We start from the raw sequence: 17,658 nt of genomic DNA on the forward strand, positions 1-17,658 counted from the left end.
CCATCTTCCAGCGGAGTATCTGCTGGAAGGTGGGCTTTCACGCGCGCGTTCGGATCGAAGGGCGCTGATCGCGGCAGGGATGTTCGCTGCCGTCCTGCCCGATTTGGATATGTTCTGGTTCCATTTCGTCAACGACTGCCAGAACCTCCACCACGACTTCGTATTCCACTGGCCGCTGTTCTGGATGGCGCTGGCTTCGTTGCTGCTGCATCTCGCGCTCAACAGCGTCGCGGGCCATGTCATCTCGCTGGCCCCGTTTTCCGACCAGACAGTGAACCTGATCGAGATTCCCGCGCGCCATGACTGGTGGGTCTGGAGCTTTATCCACCACTGGCTTTCGCAGTCGAAATTGCCATCGTGATCTGGGCCGCAGTCCGAGTAATGAAAAAGGCGCCCGGAGGCGCCCTTTCTTAAACGTCTGCCGGTTTGGCAACCGGCTGCGGAACCGGCGGGGCACCCGTGCGGCCCGACTGCAACGGATCGTCCTGACGCTGGACCGAGCCTTCGAAATGCGCGCCGGATTCGATCGCGATGGTCTTGTGGATGATGTCACCCTCGACCCGCGCGGTAGAGGTCAGGCGCACTTTCAGCCCGCGGACACGACCGATGACGCGGCCGTTCACGACGATGTCGTCGGCCACGATCTCGCCCCGGATGGTCGCGCTTTCGCCGACCGTCAGCAGATGGGCACGGATATCACCCTCGACCGTGCCTTCGACCTGAATGTCGCCCGAGGTCTTCAGGTTGCCGGTCACCGTCAGGTCCGACGACAGGATCGAGGTCGTGGCCTTGCCTTTGGGGGTATTCATTGCTGTATCCGTAGTCGGCGCGGTAAATTCGCTGCGGGGCTTGTCGCCCTCGGCTTTCGGTCCGGGTTCATTAACTCTGCTTTTAGAAAACATCTTTCGCCGCCTTGATGAAGGTCATCGGATTGACGAATTCGCCTCCGATGCGCACCTCGTAGTGAAGATGACTGCCGGTGGAACGGCCCGAACTGCCCATATCACCGATATGATCCCCGCGCGATACCCTATCGCCCACGCTGACATCGATTTTCGACAAATGCGCATATCGGGTTTCGATCCCGAAGTCATGGCGGACGGTGATCATGCGCCCATATCCGTTCGCCCAGCCCGCCTGCGTCACTACGCCGTCGCCGGTCACGAGGATCGGCGTTCCGATCGGGGCGGCCATGTCGATGCCCGAATGCATCCGGCGTCCCGCGCCCTTGGGATCGCGGCGATACCCGAAGCCGGAGGAGTAGCGGAAGCGATCTGTGACCGGCATGGCCAGCGGCGCCTTGGCGGCGGCAAGGCGATACATGTTCATCCGGTCCAGCCCTTCGAGGATCGCGTTCGCACGCGATTCCTCGGGGAAGGCCGCACCGCTCATGGTCGAAAGGCTGACGGGGGCGAGGGGGCCGCCCTGGCCGGAGTAACCGCGGCGCACCTGTCGCAGCAGATCGTTGGTGTTCAAACCGGCTGCGGCGAACATCTTGTCCAGCGGTTCCATCGACACGGATACCGCATCTTCAAGCTGCGAGAAGATGACGTCGTTGCGGGCCTCCAGCGCGGTCTTCTCCTGGATGACCCGCTCCGTTTCCGCTTTGGCAACAAGGGCCGCTTCGGCAAGATCGTCGCGCTGACGGGCGGTGGCGTTCAACGCTTCGGTCACCATCTCCAGCGTTTCGCCTGCGTCGGCATTGTCGCCACCCGTTTGCCCGGCCATGGCAAGCGTCACGCGGTCCACTTCGGCGCGGGCCTCGTCGCGTTCGTCGATGGTGCGGCGCAGGGTGTTCTGGATCACCTCGATCCCGGTTTCCATCTCGCGTCGCTGGTCTTCGGATTTCAGCAGGCGTTCCTGCATCTGCGAGACTTCGGCAAGGGCGAGGCTGAAGCGATCCTGCGCGCGGGCGGCTTCCTCGGCCCGCAGGTCGCGGTCGGCGGACAGCGCGTTCAGGCGCGTCTCGAACAGGGCCTGCTGGCGGGCGGCGGCAACCTTGCCCGATCCGGTCGAAACCCCGTCCATCATGGCGATCGAGGATGCGACGATGGTCCAGCCGATAACCGCGACCGACCCTGTCAGCAGCGCGATCTGCGTCAGCGGCCTGATACGGATGAAGCGGGTCTGACTGCCGGATTTCAGGAACAGGCGCTGCTCGGGCAGCCAGCGTTCCAGCGAGGTGTTGAGCCGATAGGTCAGACGGGTCAGCACGGGTTGTTTTTCCGTTCGTTGTTTCCAAGATCGGGGTCGCCCGACCGGAAGCGGCCGCACGGTCATCGACGTGCGGCAGATGCCTGACTCGTCGTTTCCTGTCCCACAGTCTGATTACGGCAGCGGGGGCGTCCGGGGCAACCCGTTTGGGGACGGGTTCCGGTCCTGCGGCGAAACCCTGCCTGTATGAGCGGATTTTCGCGCAGTGAGCACAACTTCAGGTTTTGCCGTCGGCGAGCGGCCAATAGAAATCCAAGGGAAGTCCGGCTTCTGCACGTTTCTCGTCGTTGAACGGCGGTCTCAGCGATCCGTGAAAATATCGGCGCACGAGGCCGTGGAACACTTCTTTCGGGTCCATATCCTGCCGCCCGCACAAAAAGTTGAACCATTTGGACCCGTAGGCGACGTGGCCGACCTCCTCGGCATAGATCGTTTCCAGCGCGGAAACCGCGTCTACGTTCTTCGCCTTGCGGAAAATTTCGATCATTCCGGGCGTTACATCCAGCCCGCGCGCCTCCAGCACCATCGGCACCACGGCAAGACGGCCCATCAGATCGCCTGCGGTTTCCTCGGCGGAACGCCACATCCCGGCATGGGCGGGCAACGCGCCGTAATGCGAACCCTCGGCTTCCAGACAGTCGCACATCAGATTGAAATGCTTGGATTCCTCGTCCGCCGCCTTCACCCAGTCATCGAACCAGCCAAGCGGCATCGGCACGTCGGCAAAGCGCGCGACGATGTCCCAATGCAGGTCCACGGCGTTCAACTCGATATGCGCGACCGCATGGAGAAGGGCGATTCGCCCCGCAGGCGTTCCCGGCCCACGCCTCGGCACGTCGCGCGGGGCCAGCAATTCCGGGCGATCCGGCCGTGCGGGCTGTTCGGGCGGCAGGGCGGAGCCGATGGCCAGCGGGCGCCCCGCCTCGCGCGAGGCGAACCATTCCGCCGCATAACGCCGCGACAGTGCCGTCTTTGCCCGCCCATCCGCAGTATTCAGCACCGCGACGGCCATTTCCGAAAGCGTCACAGCCCGCGCGCCGCGGCCAGAACTTCCTCGGCATGCCCCGCGACCTTGACCTTGCGCCAATCGCGAACGATCTCGCCGCTTCCGTCGATCAGGAAGGTCGCGCGTTCGATGCCCATGGATTTCTTGCCATACATGTTCTTTTCGACCCAGACGCCGTAATCCTCGGCCACGGTGCCGGTGTCCGAGGCAAGCGTGATCCCCAGCCCGTGCTTGTCGCAGAACTTCTCATGCGCCGCGAGGCTGTCCTTGGAGATGCCGATCACCCGCACGCCCGCTGCGTCGAATTCGGGCTTCAGGCGGTTGAAATCCTGCGCCTCCAGCGTGCAGCCGGGCGTGTCGTCGCGGGGATAGAAATAAAGCACCACCACCTGCGGGCGCAGCGCCGAAAGCGTGATTTCGCCTTCCGTCGAGGGCAGGGTAAAATCGGGGCTTGGGCGGGACATGGCCATTCCTTCCTTTTGCGGATCGGGTTTTTGTTGCCTTCGCGGCAGGATAAAGGCAAGCCCCGGGGATGGAGCAGGAAAGGCGGCGCGTGAGGAAAATCTGGCTTGCGCTTGGGATTCCGGTCGCTGTGGTCGCCGGGGGCGTCGGGTTTCTGGCGATGACGGGCACTGCGCTGCCGATGCCGGGATGGATTCTGGCCGAGGCGGAGGCGCGAGCCAACCGCGCGCTGCAATCCGCCGGAACCGTCGGCGCCGAGGTCAGCATCGGCGACGTGCGGCTGGTGATCGACCGCCGCCTGATGCCGCGCCTGCGACTTTACGATCTGCGGCTGCTGGAGGCTTCGGGCACGCCGATGCTGATCCTGCCCGAACTGCGCGTCGCCTTCGACCGCCCGAACCCGTGGGATCTGGTCCCGCGTCCGCGTCTGGTGCTGCTGTCGGGGGCCAAACTGTTCGCGCGGCGGCAAGAGGATGGCAGCTTCGATCTGGCCTTCGGCGTCAATCCCGGCGGCACGCGGATCGACAGCTATTCCGCCGCCATGGCGGAAATCGACCGGCTGTTCACGCTGCCCGCCCTGTCCAGCCTGCGCCGGGTCGAGGCGGAGGATCTGACGCTGACCGTTCAGGACGCCCGCGCGCAACGCACGTGGGAGTTGGACGAGGGCGCGCTGAAGATCGAGGTGCGCGATGCCGAGATCGAGGCGGGCCTGTCCGCCCGCGTCCATGGCAGCGAGGAAGGCCGCATCGGCATGACCTTCCTGACGCAGCGCGGATCGACCGAAACCCGCATGACCGCGATGGTCGAGGATATTGCCGCCGCCGACATTGCAGAGCAGGCCGCCCCGTTGGCCCCGCTGGCGGTTCTGGATGCCAATGTCTCGGGGCACGTTACGGCGGGGGTGGATGCGGAGGGGGTGCTGTCGCAATTCGCCGCCTCGCTGAACCTCGGCCCCGGCGCGCTTTCCCCGACCGAGGAGACGCGGCCCATCGCCTTCGATGCGGCGTCGATGGCGCTGACCTATGACCCATCGGCGCAAAAGGTGTCGCTGGTGGATATGACGGTCGACAGCAAGACGCTGCGGGTCAAGGCGACGGGTCATTCCTATCTGAAGGATCTGCGTGGCGGGCTGCCCGAGACGGTGATCGGGCAGATCCGCTTTGCCGACATCTCGGTCGATCCCGAGGGGCTGTTCACCGAGCCGGTGCGCTTTTCCGGCGGCTGGCTGGATGCGCGGCTGCGGCTGAACCCGTTCACCGTGGACATAGGCCAGCTGGCGCTGGTCGAGGGCGACCGGCACCTGCGCGGCCATGGTCATGTGCAGGCGGCTCCGGGCGGCTGGCGCGTCGCCTTCGACACCGCGCTGAACGAGATCGAGCGGAGCGATCTGCTGGCGCTTTGGCCGGTGGCTCTGGTTCCCCGCACCCGCGAATGGCTGTCGGAAAACGTGCTGGAGGCGGATCTGCGCAACGTCGATGCCGTCATCCGGCTCGATCCGGGGCAGGAGCCGAAGCTTTCGCTGGGCTATGAGTTCGACGGGGCCGAGGCGCGGTTCCTGCGCACCTTGCCTCCGATCGAGGATGGGCGCGGCTATGCCTCCATCGACCGTGACCGCTATTCCATGACGCTGGAGCGGGGGCGCGTGATGCCGCCCGAAGGCGGCGCGGTCGATGCGGCGGACTCGGTGTTTCTGGTGCGCGACATCCGCGAAAAGCCAACCATGGCCGAGATACGTCTGCGCACCCGCAGTTCCGTCACCGCCGCCCTGTCGCTGCTGGACCAGCCGCCCTTTGGCTTCATGACCAAGGCAGGGCGCTCGGTCCATGTGGGAACCGGGCAGGCCGAGGTCGCGGCCACCCTGCATGTCCCGCTGGTGCGCGGGATCAAGGTCGATCAGGTCGATTTCGACGTGGCGGGAACGATCCGGGACTTTTCGTCCGATGTGCTGGTGCCGGGGCGGGCGCTGTCCTCGGACGAGTTGCACCTGACGGCGGACCCGGACCGTCTGCGGATCGGCGGGCCGGGACGGCTCGGCCAGGTCGGCTTCGACGGCGCCTATCAGCTTTCTCTGAAGCGCGAGGATCAGGGCCGCGCCTTCGTCGAAGGCGACGTGGTGCTGTCCGAAGCGGCGGTCGAGGAGTTTCGGCTGGGCCTGCCCGCCGGGATGATCTCGGGGCAAGGGCAAGGGCGGGCGCGGATCGATCTGGCGAAGGGGGTGCCGCCGGAGTTGACGCTGTCTTCCGATCTGCGGGGCGTTGGGGTGTCACTGCCCGCGATCGGCTGGCAGAAATCGCCGGGCGCCGCCGGGCGGCTATCGGTCGGGGCGACCCTGTCCGATCCACCTGCCGTGCAGCGGCTGGAGGTCGAGGGCGGCGGGATGACCGCTGCGGGCAGCGTGTCGCTGACCGATACGGGGCTGGAGGCGGCGCGGTTCGACCGGGTGCGGCTGAACGGCTGGCTCGATGCGCCGGTGACGCTTTCGGGTCGCGGGCAGGGGCGCTCGCCGCAGGTCAACGTGAATGGCGGGCGGATCGACCTGCGGCAGTTGAAGCTTGGCGCGTCGGGGTCGGGCGGTGGTGGCGATCCGACCCCGGTGCGGCTGCGGCTGGACGAATTGCGCATCGGCGAGAAGCTGGCCCTGACCGGGGTTTCGGGCGATTTCAACACACGGGACGGGTTCAACGGGCGGTTCTCGGGGCTGGTGAACGGCGGCGCGCCGGTCAGCGGTATCGTCGGCCCGGTCAAGGGCGGCACCGGCGTCAAACTGACGGCTGCGGATGCGGGGCAGGTCCTCGCCTCGGCGGGTCTGTTCCCGAACGCACGCGGCGGCGCCCTGGATGTCGTGCTGGAGCCGGAAGGGCGTGACGGATATTACCGGGGCCGGGCACGGGCCAGCGGCGTGAGGGTGCAGAACGTGCCGGTGCTGGCTGCGCTGTTGAACGCAGTGTCTGTCGTCGGGCTGCTGGAGCAGCTGAACGGCTCGGGCATCCTGTTCCAGAACGTCGATGCCGAGTTCCGCTTGACCCCCGCCGCGATCGAGGTCACGAGGGGCGCTGCGGTCGGTGCCTCGCTTGGGGTGTCGCTGGCCGGGGTTTACGGGATGGCGGACAAGCGGTTCATGATGCAGGGCGTGATCTCTCCGATCTATCTGCTGAACGGGATCGGCGAGCTTGTCTCGCAGCGGGGCGAGGGGCTTTTCGGCTTCAACTATCGCCTGTCGGGGACGGCGGACGATCCGCAGGTCTCGGTCAACCCGCTGTCGCTGCTGACCCCCGGTGCCTTCCGCGAGATTTTCCGCAATCCTCCGCCACGGCTGGCCGAATGAAACTTTCCGATTTCGATTTCCACCTTCCCGAAGACCTGATCGCGACGCGGCCCGCAAAACCGCGCACATCGGCGCGGCTGCTGCTGGCGACGGGGGAGGCGATTTGCGATCTGCATGTGCGCGACCTGGTGGAAATCTTCCGCCCCGGCGACCGTCTGGTGCTGAACAACACCAAGGTGATCCCCGCGCGCCTGACAGGGCGGCGCAGACGCGGAGAGGCGGAGGCCAAGATCGAGATCACCCTGCTGGAGCCCGCCGCGAACGGCTGGCGCGCGCTGGCGAAACCGCTGCGGAAACTGGCGGTGGGCGAGACGGTGGCGTTTTCGGATCGCCTGTCGGCAGTGGTGGCCGACAAGTCCGAGACGGACCTGATCCTGACCTTCCATGCCGACGATTTCGACGCCGCGCTGGCCGAGGCGGGGGCGATGCCGCTGCCCCCCTATATCGCCGCCAAACGCGCGCCCGACGCGCAGGACAAGGATGATTACCAGACCGTCTTCGCCCGCCATTCCGGCGCGGTCGCAGCCCCCACGGCCAGCCTCCATTTCGATGCCGAACTGCTGGAGGCGCTGCGCGCCAAGGGTGTTACCTTCACCGAAGTCACCCTGCATGTCGGCGCGGGCACTTTCCTGCCGGTGAAGGTGGAGGATGTGACCACCCACAAGATGCACGCCGAATGGGGCGAGGTGACGCCGGAGGCCGCCGCCGCCATAAATGCCACCAAGGCGGCCGGCGGGCGGGTGATCCCCGTCGGCACGACGGCGCTGCGCCTGATCGAATCGGCAGCGGCCTCGGGGCGGGTGGAGCCGTTCCGGGCGGCCACCGACATCTTCATCTATCCCGGATATCGCTTTCGCGTGACCGATGCGCTGATGACGAATTTCCACCTGCCGAAGTCCACGCTTCTCATGCTGGTCTCGGCGCTGATGGGGGCGGAGACCGTCCGGCGCATCTACGATCACGCGGTGGCGAAGAATTATCGTTTCTTTTCCTACGGCGATGCGTCACTTCTGATCCCTGACGCGGACGGGCGGCAATAAGCCGCTTCCGAACCTGACCTTTCGCGTCCGCGCCTTATGTTGAACCGGCGAACTTCCGGAGCCTTCCATGCTGAGCGTCTTTTCCTCCACCTGGCCGCTTTTGATCGGCGTTCTGCTTTTGATGGTGGGGAACGGGGTTCAAAGCTCGCTCCTGGGCATCCGCGGCGCGATCGAGGGATTCTCGACGCTGGAGATGTCCATCGTCATGTCCGCCTATTTTGCGGGGTTCCTCTTGGGATCGCGCACCGTGCCGGGGATGATCCAGCGGGTCGGGCATGTGCGGGTCTTTGCCGCGCTCGGCTCGATGATCTCGGCGGTGCTGGTCTGTTATCCGGTGATGCCGGACTGGATGATCTGGGCGCTGATGCGCGTGCTGATCGGGTTCAGCTTCTCGGGTGTCTATATCACCGCCGAAAGCTGGCTGAACAACACGTCGACCAACGAAACGCGCGGGCAGGCGCTGTCGCTTTACATGATCGTGCAGATGGCGGGCATCATCTCGGCCCAGCTTCTGCTGAACGTGGCGGACCCGGCTGGATTCTCGCTGTTCGTGATCCCGTCGGTGCTGGTCAGCTTCGCGTTCATCCCGATCCTGATCACCGTGACGCAGGCCCCGACCTTCGATACGACCGAACGGCTGAGCTTCGCCAAGCTTTACGAGGTCTCGCCCCTTGGCGTCGTGGGCATGTTCCTGACGGGGGGCGTCTTTGCCGCGATGTTCGGGATGGCCTCGGTCTGGGGGACGATCGCGGGGCTGTCGGTCGCGCAGATCTCGTTGTTCATCGCGGCGATGTATGGTGGCGGGCTGGCGTTCCAGTATCCCATCGGCTGGATTTCGGACCGGATGGACCGGCGCATCGTGATTGCGGCGCTGGCGGCGGCGGGATCGCTGGTGATGCTGCTTGGCGTGTTCACCCCCGTGAACATGTGGCTGCTGACGCCCATCGCCGTGCTGCTGGGCGGGATTGCCAACCCGCTCTATTCGCTGCTGATCGCGCATACGAACGACTTTCTGGAAAAGCAGCAGATGGCGGGTGCCAGCGCCGGGCTTTTGTTCATGAACGGGCTTGGCGCGATTGCCGGGCCGCTCTTGACCGGCTGGTTGATGGATCGCATGGGGCCGCCGGGGTTCTTCGTTTTCATCCTTGCGCTGATGGCTTCGCTGACGGCCTATGCGGCATGGCGGATGACGCAGCGCACCGCGCCGCGCCCCGAGGAAACCGGCGCATTTGCCGTCGTGGCGCCAACGGCACAAACCGTCGCCGTCGGCGTTTTGATGGAGGAGGCGGGCCAGGACACCGCCGCCACCCGAGAGGAGAAGTAGGATGGACGATCCTGAAAGCGTGCTGGATTTCTGGCTTGGCGAACTCGATCCCGAGGATTGGTATTCGGGCGAGCCGGAACTGGACGAGGAAATCCGCGAGCGGTTCGGCGATCTTTGGCAGGCCGCCCATGACGGCGGGCTGGAACATTGGGTCGATGGCCCGGCGGGAACGCTTGCCTATCTGATCGTGACCGATCAATTCCCGCGCAATCTGTTCCGCGGGCAGGACAAGGCCTTTTCGACCGACCCGAAGGCCCGCGCCGCCGCCCGCCGCGCGTTGGATCAAGGCTGGGACATGGCGGTGCCGGTGCCCGAGCGGCAGTTCATGTATCTGCCCTTCGAACATTCCGAAGACATCGAGGATCAGGACCTGTCCGTCACGCTGTTTTCCGACCGCCTCGAAGACCCGGAAAGCCTGCTCCATGCCCGCGCGCATCAGTCGATCATCGCGCGTTTCGGTCGCTTTCCGTTCCGCAACGCCGCATTGTCGCGCGAGATGACTCGCGAGGAAACCGAGTTCATGCAGCAAGGGTCCTATCTAGCCGAAGTGGAACGCCTGCGCGGTAAGCCTTCGTTGCGTGTTGTGGAAGAGTAGTTTAACACTGAACTAGTTTTCAGCGGAGGGTCCGATGGCCGACAATTTCGACATGATCGTGATCGGGGCTGGCCCCGGCGGCTATGTGGCCGCGATCCGTGGCGCGCAGCTTGGGCTGAAGGTCGCCATCGTCGAGCGTGAGAATCTGGGCGGCATCTGCCTCAACTGGGGCTGCATTCCGACCAAGGCGCTGCTGCGCTCGGCCGAGGTGCTGCACCTGATGCACCGCGCCAAGGAGTTCGGGCTGAAGGCCGATGGGATCGGCTATGACCTCGACGCGGTGGTCAAACGCTCGCGCGGGGTGGCGAAGCAGCTTTCGGGCGGGATCGCCCACCTGATGAAGAAGAACAAGATCACCGTCGTCATGGGCGAGGCGAAGATCGCCGCCAAGGGCAAGGTGGTCGTGGACGGCAAGGAACTGACCGCCAAGAACATCGTGCTGGCGACTGGCGCGCGGGCCCGCACCTTGCCGGGGCTGGAGGCCGACGGCGATCTGGTCTGGACCTATCGCCACGCGCTGGAACCCAAACGGATGCCGAAGAAGCTGCTGGTCATCGGATCGGGCGCCATCGGGATCGAATTTGCCAGCTTCTTCAACACGCTGGGCGCGGATACCACCGTCGTCGAAGTGATGGACCGCGTCCTGCCGGTCGAGGATGCCGAGGTTTCGGCCTTCGCCAAGAAGGCATTCGAGAAGCAGGGGATGAAGATCCTCGAAAAGACGACCGTGAAGAAGCTGGACAAGGCGAACGGCAAGGTCACGGCCCATCTGGAAGCGGGCGGCAAGACCACGACGCAGGAATTCGACACGGTGATTTCCGCTGTCGGCATCGTCGGCAACGTCGAAGGGCTGGGGCTGGAGGCATTGGGCGTCAAGATCGACCGCACCCATGTCGTCGTGGACGAATATTGCCGCACCGGCGTGGACGGCCTTTACGCCATTGGCGACATCGCGGGCGCCCCGTGGCTTGCGCATAAGGCCAGCCACGAAGGCGTCATGGTTGCCGAGTTGATCGCCGGAAAACACGCCCATCCGATCAAGCCGGGCACTATCGCAGGCTGCACCTATTGCTATCCGCAGGTCGCATCGGTCGGCATGACCGAGGCGAATGCGAAAGAGGCGGGATACGACATCAAGGTCGGCCGTTTCCCCTTCATCGGCAACGGCAAGGCGATCGCGCTGGGCGAGGCCGAGGGTTTTGTCAAAACCGTCTTCGACGCCAAGACGGGCGAGCTTCTGGGCGCGCATATGATCGGCGCGGAAGTGACCGAACTGATCCAGGGCTATGTCATCGGCCGCACGCTGGAGACAACCGAGGAAGACCTGATGCACACCGTCTTCCCGCATCCGACGCTTTCGGAAATGATGCACGAATCCGTGCTGGACGCCTATGGCGGCGCCATCCACTTCTGAATTGGGGGCGGGTCAGAGTTTCTGACCCGCCTTTTTCCTTGTGAACCCGCGCATCGCCTCGGCATGTTCGGCAAGGAACAGGCGCACGCGTTCGGCATCGTGTTTCGAAAGGTCGCGCAGCCAGCCCGAGATCGCTTCCTGAACGTGGAAGTCCTTGTCGGTCAGCAGCGTCTCGACCCAACCAAGCGCGCGTTCGCGGGCGTCCATTTCCTTCAGGAACGTCTTTTTCGCCAGCGGCAATACTGCGATCAATGCTGCACGGCGCATCCAGGGGTTTTCCGATACCAGCCACGCCTCGGCCACGTCCATGCGCGACAGATCGGCCATGACGCGCTTTTCGGCGGCCTTCGACACGGCATCGGCCAGCGCCCATGCGTCCAGTTCGGGCAGCCAGTCCTGCACCAGACGCCATGCGGCCTCGTCCGGCTTCATCCGCGCCTGCAGCAAAAGTTTGGCGGCGGCGATCCGCGCCTCGTGGATGTTGCTGTGCCAGAGCGAGGAGGCGAGGGCGACACGCTCCTCCACCCCCAACTCGGCCCGCCATTCAGCGACCAGCGCGTCGATGGCGACGTTTGGCGTGCCAAGATAGCGGCGGTCGGCCTTGTGGCGCACGGCGGCTTCCACGGCAAGCGCAGCGTCGCCCTGCGCCTCTAGTGCGGCAATGGCGTTCATTCGACGGTCACCGATTTTGCAAGGTTTCGCGGTTGGTCCACATCCGTCCCTTTGGCGACTGCGGTGTGATAGGCCAGAAGCTGCGCCGGGATGGCATAGAGGATCGGCGCAAGCTGCGGTGCGATCGTCGGCAGGGTCAGCGTTTTCCAGCAGCCCTGTCCGGCTTCTGCCACGCCCTCGCTGTCGGAGATGAGCAGCACCTTGCCGTGACGCGCCATCACTTCCTGCATGTTGGAGATGGTCTTGTCGAACAGGGCATCATGCGGAGCGAAGACGATCACCGGAACATGGGCGTCGATCAGCGCGATGGGGCCATGCTTCAGCTCTCCCGATGCGTAAGCCTCGGCGTGGATGTAGCTGATTTCCTTGAGCTTCAGTGCGCCTTCCAATGCCATCGGGAACATCGCTCCGCGGCCCAGGAACAGGATGTCCTGCGCCTCGGCCAGTTCTTCGGCGACCTTGGCGATGGCTTTGCCCATGCCCAGCGCCTGGTTCATCAGGCCCGGCAGCATCCCCAGATCCGCGATCTGCGCCGACACGTCGATGCCGCGATCCTGCGCTGCCTTCAGCGCCAGCAGATACAGCACCAGAAGCTGGCACGAGAACGCCTTGGTCGAGGCCACGCCCACTTCGACCCCGGCAAGGATCGGCAGCGCCAGATCGCTTTCCCGCGCGATGGAGGATGTGGTCACGTTCACCACCGCCACGACCCGTGCGACCTGATCCTGTGCGTGGCGCAGGGCCGCCAACGTATCGGCAGTCTCGCCCGATTGGCTGACGAACAGCGCCCAACTGTCCTTTGACAAAACCGGATCGCGATAGCGGAACTCGGACGCGATATCGATATCGACGGGAAGACGCGCGATCTGCTCGAACCAGTATTTCGCGACGTGACAGGCATAATGTGCGGTGCCGCAGGCCACCAGCGTCAAACGGTCCACGCCGGTGAAATCGACGTCGGGCAGGTGCAGCTTGCCGTCGCGCACGTAATGGGCCAGCGCGTCGGCCAAAACCGCGGGCTGTTCGGCGATTTCCTTGGCCATGAAGTGGCGATAGCCGGATTTCTCGATCCGTGTCGCGTCGATCTGGATCTGGGTCATCGCGCGGTTGGCGCGGCGCCCGGCGGCATCGTGGATTTCCGCGCCCGCCCGGGTCACGACCGCGCGGTCGCCTTCCTCCAGATAGGTGATGCGGTCGGTCATCGGCGCCAGCGCAATGGCGTCCGATCCGATGAACATCTCGCCATCGCCATGCCCGATGGCCAGCGGAGAGCCCTTGCGGGCTGCGATCATCAGGTCAGGCTCGTGCTCGAACAGGAAGGCGAGGGCGAAGGCACCTTCCAGCCGGTCCACGGTCGCGAAGGCCGCGTCCTTCGGCGTCATCCCCGACGCCAGATGCCGCGCGGTCAGATGGGCCACCGTCTCGGTATCGGTCTGGCTTTCGAACACCACGCCAGCGGCCTCCAACTCCTCGCGCAGTTCGCGGAAGTTCTCGATGATGCCGTTATGCACGACCGCGACGCCGCCCGCGCGGTGGGGGTGGGCGTTCGCGACCGTCGCCGCGCCATGGGTGGCCCAGCGGGTGTGGCCGATCCCTGCCTTGCCCGCCAAGGGTTCATGCACCAGAAGGTCCGAAAGGTTCACCAGCTTGCCGGTCGCGCGGCGGCGGTCCAGCGCGCTGCCGTTGACCGTGGCGATCCCGGCGCTGTCATAGCCGCGATATTCCAGACGACGCAGGGCTTCGACCAGCTGCGGTGCAACCTCGTTCTTGCCGAGGATTCCGACGATGCCGCACATGGGTCAGCCTTTCTTCTTTGCAAGGAACAGGTCCATCAGGCGGACGGCCATTCCGGGTTTCGTCACCTGACGCGCGCGACCGATGGCCAGCGCCTCGGCGGGGACGTCTTCGGTGATGATGCTGCCCGATCCGGTCATCGCATCGCGTCCGATCTTCACCGGCGCGACCAGCATGGTGTTCGACCCGATGAAGGCACGCGGCCCGATTTCGGTGCGGTGCTTGTTCACGCCGTCATAGTTGCAGGTGATGGTGCCCGCGCCGATATTCGTCTTCTCGCCCACATGGGCGTCGCCGATATAGGTCAGGTGGCCGACCTTGACGCCTTCGTCCAGCACGGCGTTCTTGATCTCGACGAAGTTGCCGACATGGACGTCCTCGGCCAGTTCCGCGCCGGGGCGCAGGCGGGCAAACGGCCCGACGGTGGCACCGCGCGAGATGTGGCACCCCTCCAGATGGCAGAAGGCGCGGATCTCGGCTTCCGATTCCACGGTCACGCCGGGGCCGAAGACGACGTTCGGCCCGACGACCGCATCACGTCCGATCACGGTGTCCAGCGCAAAGAAGACGGTGTCGGGGGCGGTCAGGGTCACGCCGTTCTCCAGCGCCTCGGCGCGGGCGCGGGCCTGAAACACGGACTCGGCCGCGGCGAGTTCCGCGCGGGTATTGATGCCCAGCGTTTCGGAAATGTCGCAGGTGACGACGCCCGCCGAAAGCCCGCGCGCACGGGCGATTTCCACGATGTCGGGCAGATAGTATTCGCCCGCCGCATTGTCATTCTCGACAGCCGAGACGAGATCGAACAGCAGCCTTGCATCGCAGCAGACGACGCCGGAATTGCAAAGCGTGATCGCCCGCTGATCCTCGGTCGCATCCTTGAACTCGACGATACGCTCAAGCTCGTCGCCGTCCATGATCAGCCGTCCGTAACGTCCCTCGCCATGAAACCCGAGGACCACCACGGCATGACGAGAGCGGGCTTCGCGCATCGCCTCCAGCGTTTCGGCGGTGATGAAGGGGGTGTCGCCATAAAGCACGACCGCATCGCCGGGGGCATCGAAGCGCGCCTGCGCGACGGCATGGGCGGTGCCAAGCTGTTCTTCCTGCAGAACGACGGTTGCATCGGGATCGAAAGCCAGCGCCGCCTTCGTCACCCGGTCCGCGCCGTGACCCGCGACCACCACCGTCCGGGCAGGGTCCAGCGCACGCCCCGCCGACATCGCATGGTGCAGCATCGGCACGCCCCCCAGCGGATGCAGCACCTTCGGCAGGTCCGAGTTCATGCGCGAGCCCATGCCGGCCGCAAGAACGATCAGTGAAACATCCGCCATTTCTGCCCCTTTGGTCTTTTATTCGGCTGCCGCCCGTTTTACGCCCAAGACGCGAGTTCGCAAGGGGCGGACGGTCACACTCCTTTTCGGCAGGTTACAATGCGCACTGTTGTTTTCGATCTGGACGGCACGCTGGCCGATACCGCGGCGGATCTGATCGCGTCGGCCAATCACTGCTTCGATGCGCTGGGCCATGGGGCGATGCTGGACCCGGTGCAGGACGCGGCCACGGCGGGGCGTGGCGGGCGGGCGATGCTGCGCCTTGGGTTCGAACGTATCGGCATCGACTGGTCCGAGGTGGACGTGGACGGCCAATACCCGATCCTGCTGGAAGCATACGGCGCGGCCATCGCCGTGCATACGCGGCTTTATCCCGGCGCGGCCGAGGCGGTGCAAGCGTTGCGGCAGGCGGGCTTTGCCACCGCCATCTGCACCAACAAGCCAGAGGGGCTGGCGCGGACGCTGGTGACCAAACTGGGCGTGCAGGACCTGTTCGGCGCGCTGGTCGGGGCCGATACGCTGCCGGTGCGCAAGCCCGATCCCGCGCCTTATTTCGCCGCCGTGACGGGCGCGGGCGGGGATGTGGCCCGTTCGATGCTGGTGGGCGACACGGAAACCGACCGCCTGACCGCGCAGGCGGCGGGCGTGCCGGTCGCGCTGGTAACCTTCGGCCCCGAAGGGCATGACGCGATGGCGGCCCTGAAACCCGAAGCGCTTCTTCACTGCTATGCCGACCTGCCAGAACTTGCGGACCGCCTGCTCGTGTCGTGATAATGTCACGCTGCGGTGCTTAAAGCCCCGCAAGCATATCAGGACATTTGCGATGACCTTGGACAATCCGAACACCCCCGCGCGCGACTGGCTGGAGGCGGAACTCGCCGATACGCTGGACGAGGAATATGAGCTGGAGCTGGAAGACGCGGTTCTTTCGGCGGAAATCGCCAAGATCTACCGCAAGGGCCATCCCGATGCGATCCAGCGGGCCGATTATTTCCGCAACCTGATCCGCCTGCAATCGGAACTGATCCGCCTTCAAAGCTGGGTGCAGTATCACAAGCAGAAGGTCGTCGTGATCTTCGAAGGGCGCGATTCCGCAGGCAAGGGCGGCGTGATCAAGCGCATCACCCAGCGCCTGAACCCGCGCGTCGTGCGGACCGTTGCGCTGCCCGCACCGTCAGACCGCGAAAAGTCGCAATGGTATTTCCAGCGCTATGTCCCGCATCTGCCGGCAGGGGGCGAGATCGTCCTGTTCGACCGCAGCTGGTATAACCGTGCCGGCGTCGAACGCGTGATGGGCTTTGCCACCGAAGATCAGGTGCAGGAATTCTTCCACGACGTGCCGGAGTTCGAGCGGATGCTGGTCCGTTCGGGCATCAAGGTTGTGAAATACTGGTTCTCGATCACGGACGAGGAACAGCAGATGCGCTTCCTCATGCGCATTCACGACCCGATGAAGCAGTGGAAGCTGTCGCCGATGGACCTGCAATCCCGCGTCCGGTGGGAACAGTATACCAAGGCGAAGGAAGAGATGCTGATCCGCACGAACATCCCCGAGGCCCCCTGGCATATCGTCGAGGGCAACGACAAGAAGCGGGCGCGTCTGAACTGCATCGACCACCTGCTGACGATGTTCCCTTACGAAGATGTCCCGCATGACGACATCTCGTTGCCGGACCGCGTGTTCAACCCCGACTATGAACGCGCGATCCTGCCGCCGGAGCTTTACGTTCCGTCGAAATACTGATCCTGCATCCCCCCTTTGGCTGAATTGCCGCCAGCCGCGGGGGGGTGCGACACTCCGCCCATCAGTTCTGGGGAGGAGCGTTCTATGACTTACGAGAATGTCAAGATTCACCCCGCCGTCGATGGTGGGGTCAAGGCGGGCGATCCGAACTTTGCGGGTGGCACGCTGCATTGCAACTGCGCCACCGACCGGGTCGAGGTGAAGGTGGGCGGGCAGACCGCGCATAACCACGTCTGCGGCTGCACCAAATGCTGGAAGCCCGACGGCGCCGTGTTCAGCCAGGTCGCCGTGGTTGGGCGCGATGCGATCACCGTCACCGCGAACGAACACAAGCTGAAGATCGTGAACGAGGCCGCGCCCATCCAGCGCCACGCCTGCACCGGCTGCGGCGCGCATATGTATGGCCGGATCGAGAACAAGGACCACCCGTTCTACGGCCTTGATTTCGTTCATACGGAACTGTCGGATCAGTCCGGCTGGTCCGAACCGCAATTCGCGGCTTTCGTTTCGTCGGTGATCGAAAGCGGGGTGGACCCGTCGCGGATGGACGGCATCCGTGGCCGACTGCGCGAGCTGGGGCTGGAACCCTATGACGCGTTGTCGCCGCCGCTGATGGATGCGATCGCTACCCATGTGGCCAAGCGCTCCGGCGCGCTGGCTGCGTGAATGCGGCGCGGGGAAGCCCCCCGCGCCAATCCCGGAGCAAGGAGAACTGGAATGCGCACCCGTGCCGCCGT

Annotated in this window: 16 protein-coding genes; 9 read left to right on the forward strand and 7 right to left on the reverse strand. The window is 64.9% G+C overall.

Going from position 1 to position 17,658, the window contains the following annotated elements; all coding sequences use genetic code 11:
• Positions 1-79 precede the first annotated feature (79 nt).
• A complete protein-coding gene (locus E2K76_RS16600) occupies positions 80-361 on the forward strand; it encodes a hypothetical protein (RefSeq protein WP_136685567.1) in 282 nt (93 codons plus the stop codon).
• A 49-nt stretch (positions 362-410) separates the two neighbouring features.
• Here the strand turns inward: E2K76_RS16600 and E2K76_RS16605 are convergent, their stop codons facing one another.
• From E2K76_RS16605 to E2K76_RS16620, 4 genes are all read right to left on the reverse strand, one after another.
• Positions 411-902, reverse strand: a complete 492-nt coding sequence (locus E2K76_RS16605; protein ID WP_136685568.1) for a bactofilin family protein — start codon at positions 900-902, stop codon at positions 411-413.
• Positions 892-2,214: a M23 family metallopeptidase gene (locus E2K76_RS16610; RefSeq protein WP_136685569.1), complete on the reverse strand. Its 1,323-nt coding sequence runs from the start codon at positions 2,212-2,214 to the stop codon at positions 892-894. Before E2K76_RS16610 ends, E2K76_RS16605 begins: the two co-directional genes overlap by 11 nt.
• Before the next feature lie 217 nt (positions 2,215-2,431).
• Positions 2,432-3,226 (reverse strand): ferritin-like domain-containing protein, encoded by a 795-nt coding sequence (locus tag E2K76_RS16615; protein WP_136685586.1) that lies wholly within the window; start codon positions 3,224-3,226, stop codon positions 2,432-2,434.
• A gap of 11 nt (positions 3,227-3,237) precedes the next feature.
• Positions 3,238-3,684, reverse strand: a complete 447-nt coding sequence (locus E2K76_RS16620) for a peroxiredoxin (protein ID WP_136685570.1) — start codon at positions 3,682-3,684, stop codon at positions 3,238-3,240.
• 89 nt (positions 3,685-3,773) lie between these two features.
• On the opposite strand from E2K76_RS16620, the gene E2K76_RS16625 reads away from it, so the two are divergent.
• From E2K76_RS16625 to lpdA, 5 genes are all read left to right on the forward strand, one after another.
• Positions 3,774-7,007 (forward strand): DUF3971 domain-containing protein, encoded by a 3,234-nt coding sequence (locus tag E2K76_RS16625; RefSeq protein ID WP_246032998.1) that lies wholly within the window; start codon positions 3,774-3,776, stop codon positions 7,005-7,007.
• On the forward strand, positions 7,004-8,047 hold the full coding sequence (gene queA / locus E2K76_RS16630) for a tRNA preQ1(34) S-adenosylmethionine ribosyltransferase-isomerase QueA (protein ID WP_136685572.1): 1,044 nt from the start codon (positions 7,004-7,006) through the stop codon (positions 8,045-8,047). The genes E2K76_RS16625 and queA overlap by 4 nt, the downstream gene beginning before the upstream one ends.
• Before the next feature lie 67 nt (positions 8,048-8,114).
• Positions 8,115-9,371, forward strand: a complete 1,257-nt coding sequence (locus E2K76_RS16635; protein WP_136685573.1) for an MFS transporter — start codon at positions 8,115-8,117, stop codon at positions 9,369-9,371.
• 1 nt (position 9,372) lies between these two features.
• Complete coding sequence (locus tag E2K76_RS16640) at positions 9,373-9,966, forward strand: DUF924 family protein (RefSeq protein ID WP_136685574.1); 594 nt, start codon at positions 9,373-9,375, stop codon at positions 9,964-9,966.
• Positions 9,967-10,000: 34 nt separating this feature from the next.
• Entirely contained in the window at positions 10,001-11,380 is a 1,380-nt protein-coding gene (gene lpdA / locus E2K76_RS16645; protein WP_136685575.1) for a dihydrolipoyl dehydrogenase, read from the forward strand.
• 12 nt (positions 11,381-11,392) lie between these two features.
• On the opposite strand, the gene E2K76_RS16650 is transcribed toward lpdA, so the two are convergent.
• The 3 genes from E2K76_RS16650 to glmU are packed head-to-tail and all read right to left on the reverse strand — an operon-like array spanning position 11,393 to position 15,177.
• Positions 11,393-12,052 (reverse strand): DNA alkylation repair protein, encoded by a 660-nt coding sequence (locus tag E2K76_RS16650; protein WP_136685576.1) that lies wholly within the window; start codon positions 12,050-12,052, stop codon positions 11,393-11,395.
• Positions 12,049-13,848 carry a glutamine--fructose-6-phosphate transaminase (isomerizing) gene (gene glmS, locus E2K76_RS16655; RefSeq protein WP_136685577.1) on the reverse strand — a complete coding sequence of 600 codons (1,800 nt, stop codon included), beginning with the start codon at positions 13,846-13,848 and terminating at the stop codon, positions 12,049-12,051. The genes E2K76_RS16650 and glmS overlap by 4 nt, the downstream gene beginning before the upstream one ends.
• 3 nt (positions 13,849-13,851) lie before the next feature.
• Positions 13,852-15,177 (reverse strand): bifunctional UDP-N-acetylglucosamine diphosphorylase/glucosamine-1-phosphate N-acetyltransferase GlmU, encoded by a 1,326-nt coding sequence (gene glmU, locus E2K76_RS16660; protein ID WP_136685578.1) that lies wholly within the window; start codon positions 15,175-15,177, stop codon positions 13,852-13,854.
• Between the two features lie 99 nt (positions 15,178-15,276).
• On the opposite strand from glmU, the gene E2K76_RS16665 reads away from it, so the two are divergent.
• The 3 genes from E2K76_RS16665 to gfa all read left to right on the forward strand — a co-directional run bounded on the left by E2K76_RS16665 (position 15,277) and on the right by gfa (position 17,587).
• Positions 15,277-15,948 (forward strand): HAD hydrolase-like protein, encoded by a 672-nt coding sequence (locus tag E2K76_RS16665; protein WP_136685579.1) that lies wholly within the window; start codon positions 15,277-15,279, stop codon positions 15,946-15,948.
• 52 nt (positions 15,949-16,000) lie between these two features.
• Positions 16,001-16,921 carry a polyphosphate kinase 2 gene (gene ppk2 / locus E2K76_RS16670; RefSeq protein ID WP_136685580.1) on the forward strand — a complete coding sequence of 307 codons (921 nt, stop codon included), beginning with the start codon at positions 16,001-16,003 and terminating at the stop codon, positions 16,919-16,921.
• 84 nt (positions 16,922-17,005) lie between these two features.
• On the forward strand, positions 17,006-17,587 hold the full coding sequence (gfa, locus tag E2K76_RS16675) for an S-(hydroxymethyl)glutathione synthase (RefSeq protein WP_136685581.1): 582 nt from the start codon (positions 17,006-17,008) through the stop codon (positions 17,585-17,587).
• The last annotated feature ends 71 nt before the right edge of the window (positions 17,588-17,658 follow it).

This window comes from Falsirhodobacter xinxiangensis (assembly GCF_004959935.1).
Lineage (GTDB): Bacteria > Pseudomonadota > Alphaproteobacteria > Rhodobacterales > Rhodobacteraceae > Falsirhodobacter > Falsirhodobacter xinxiangensis.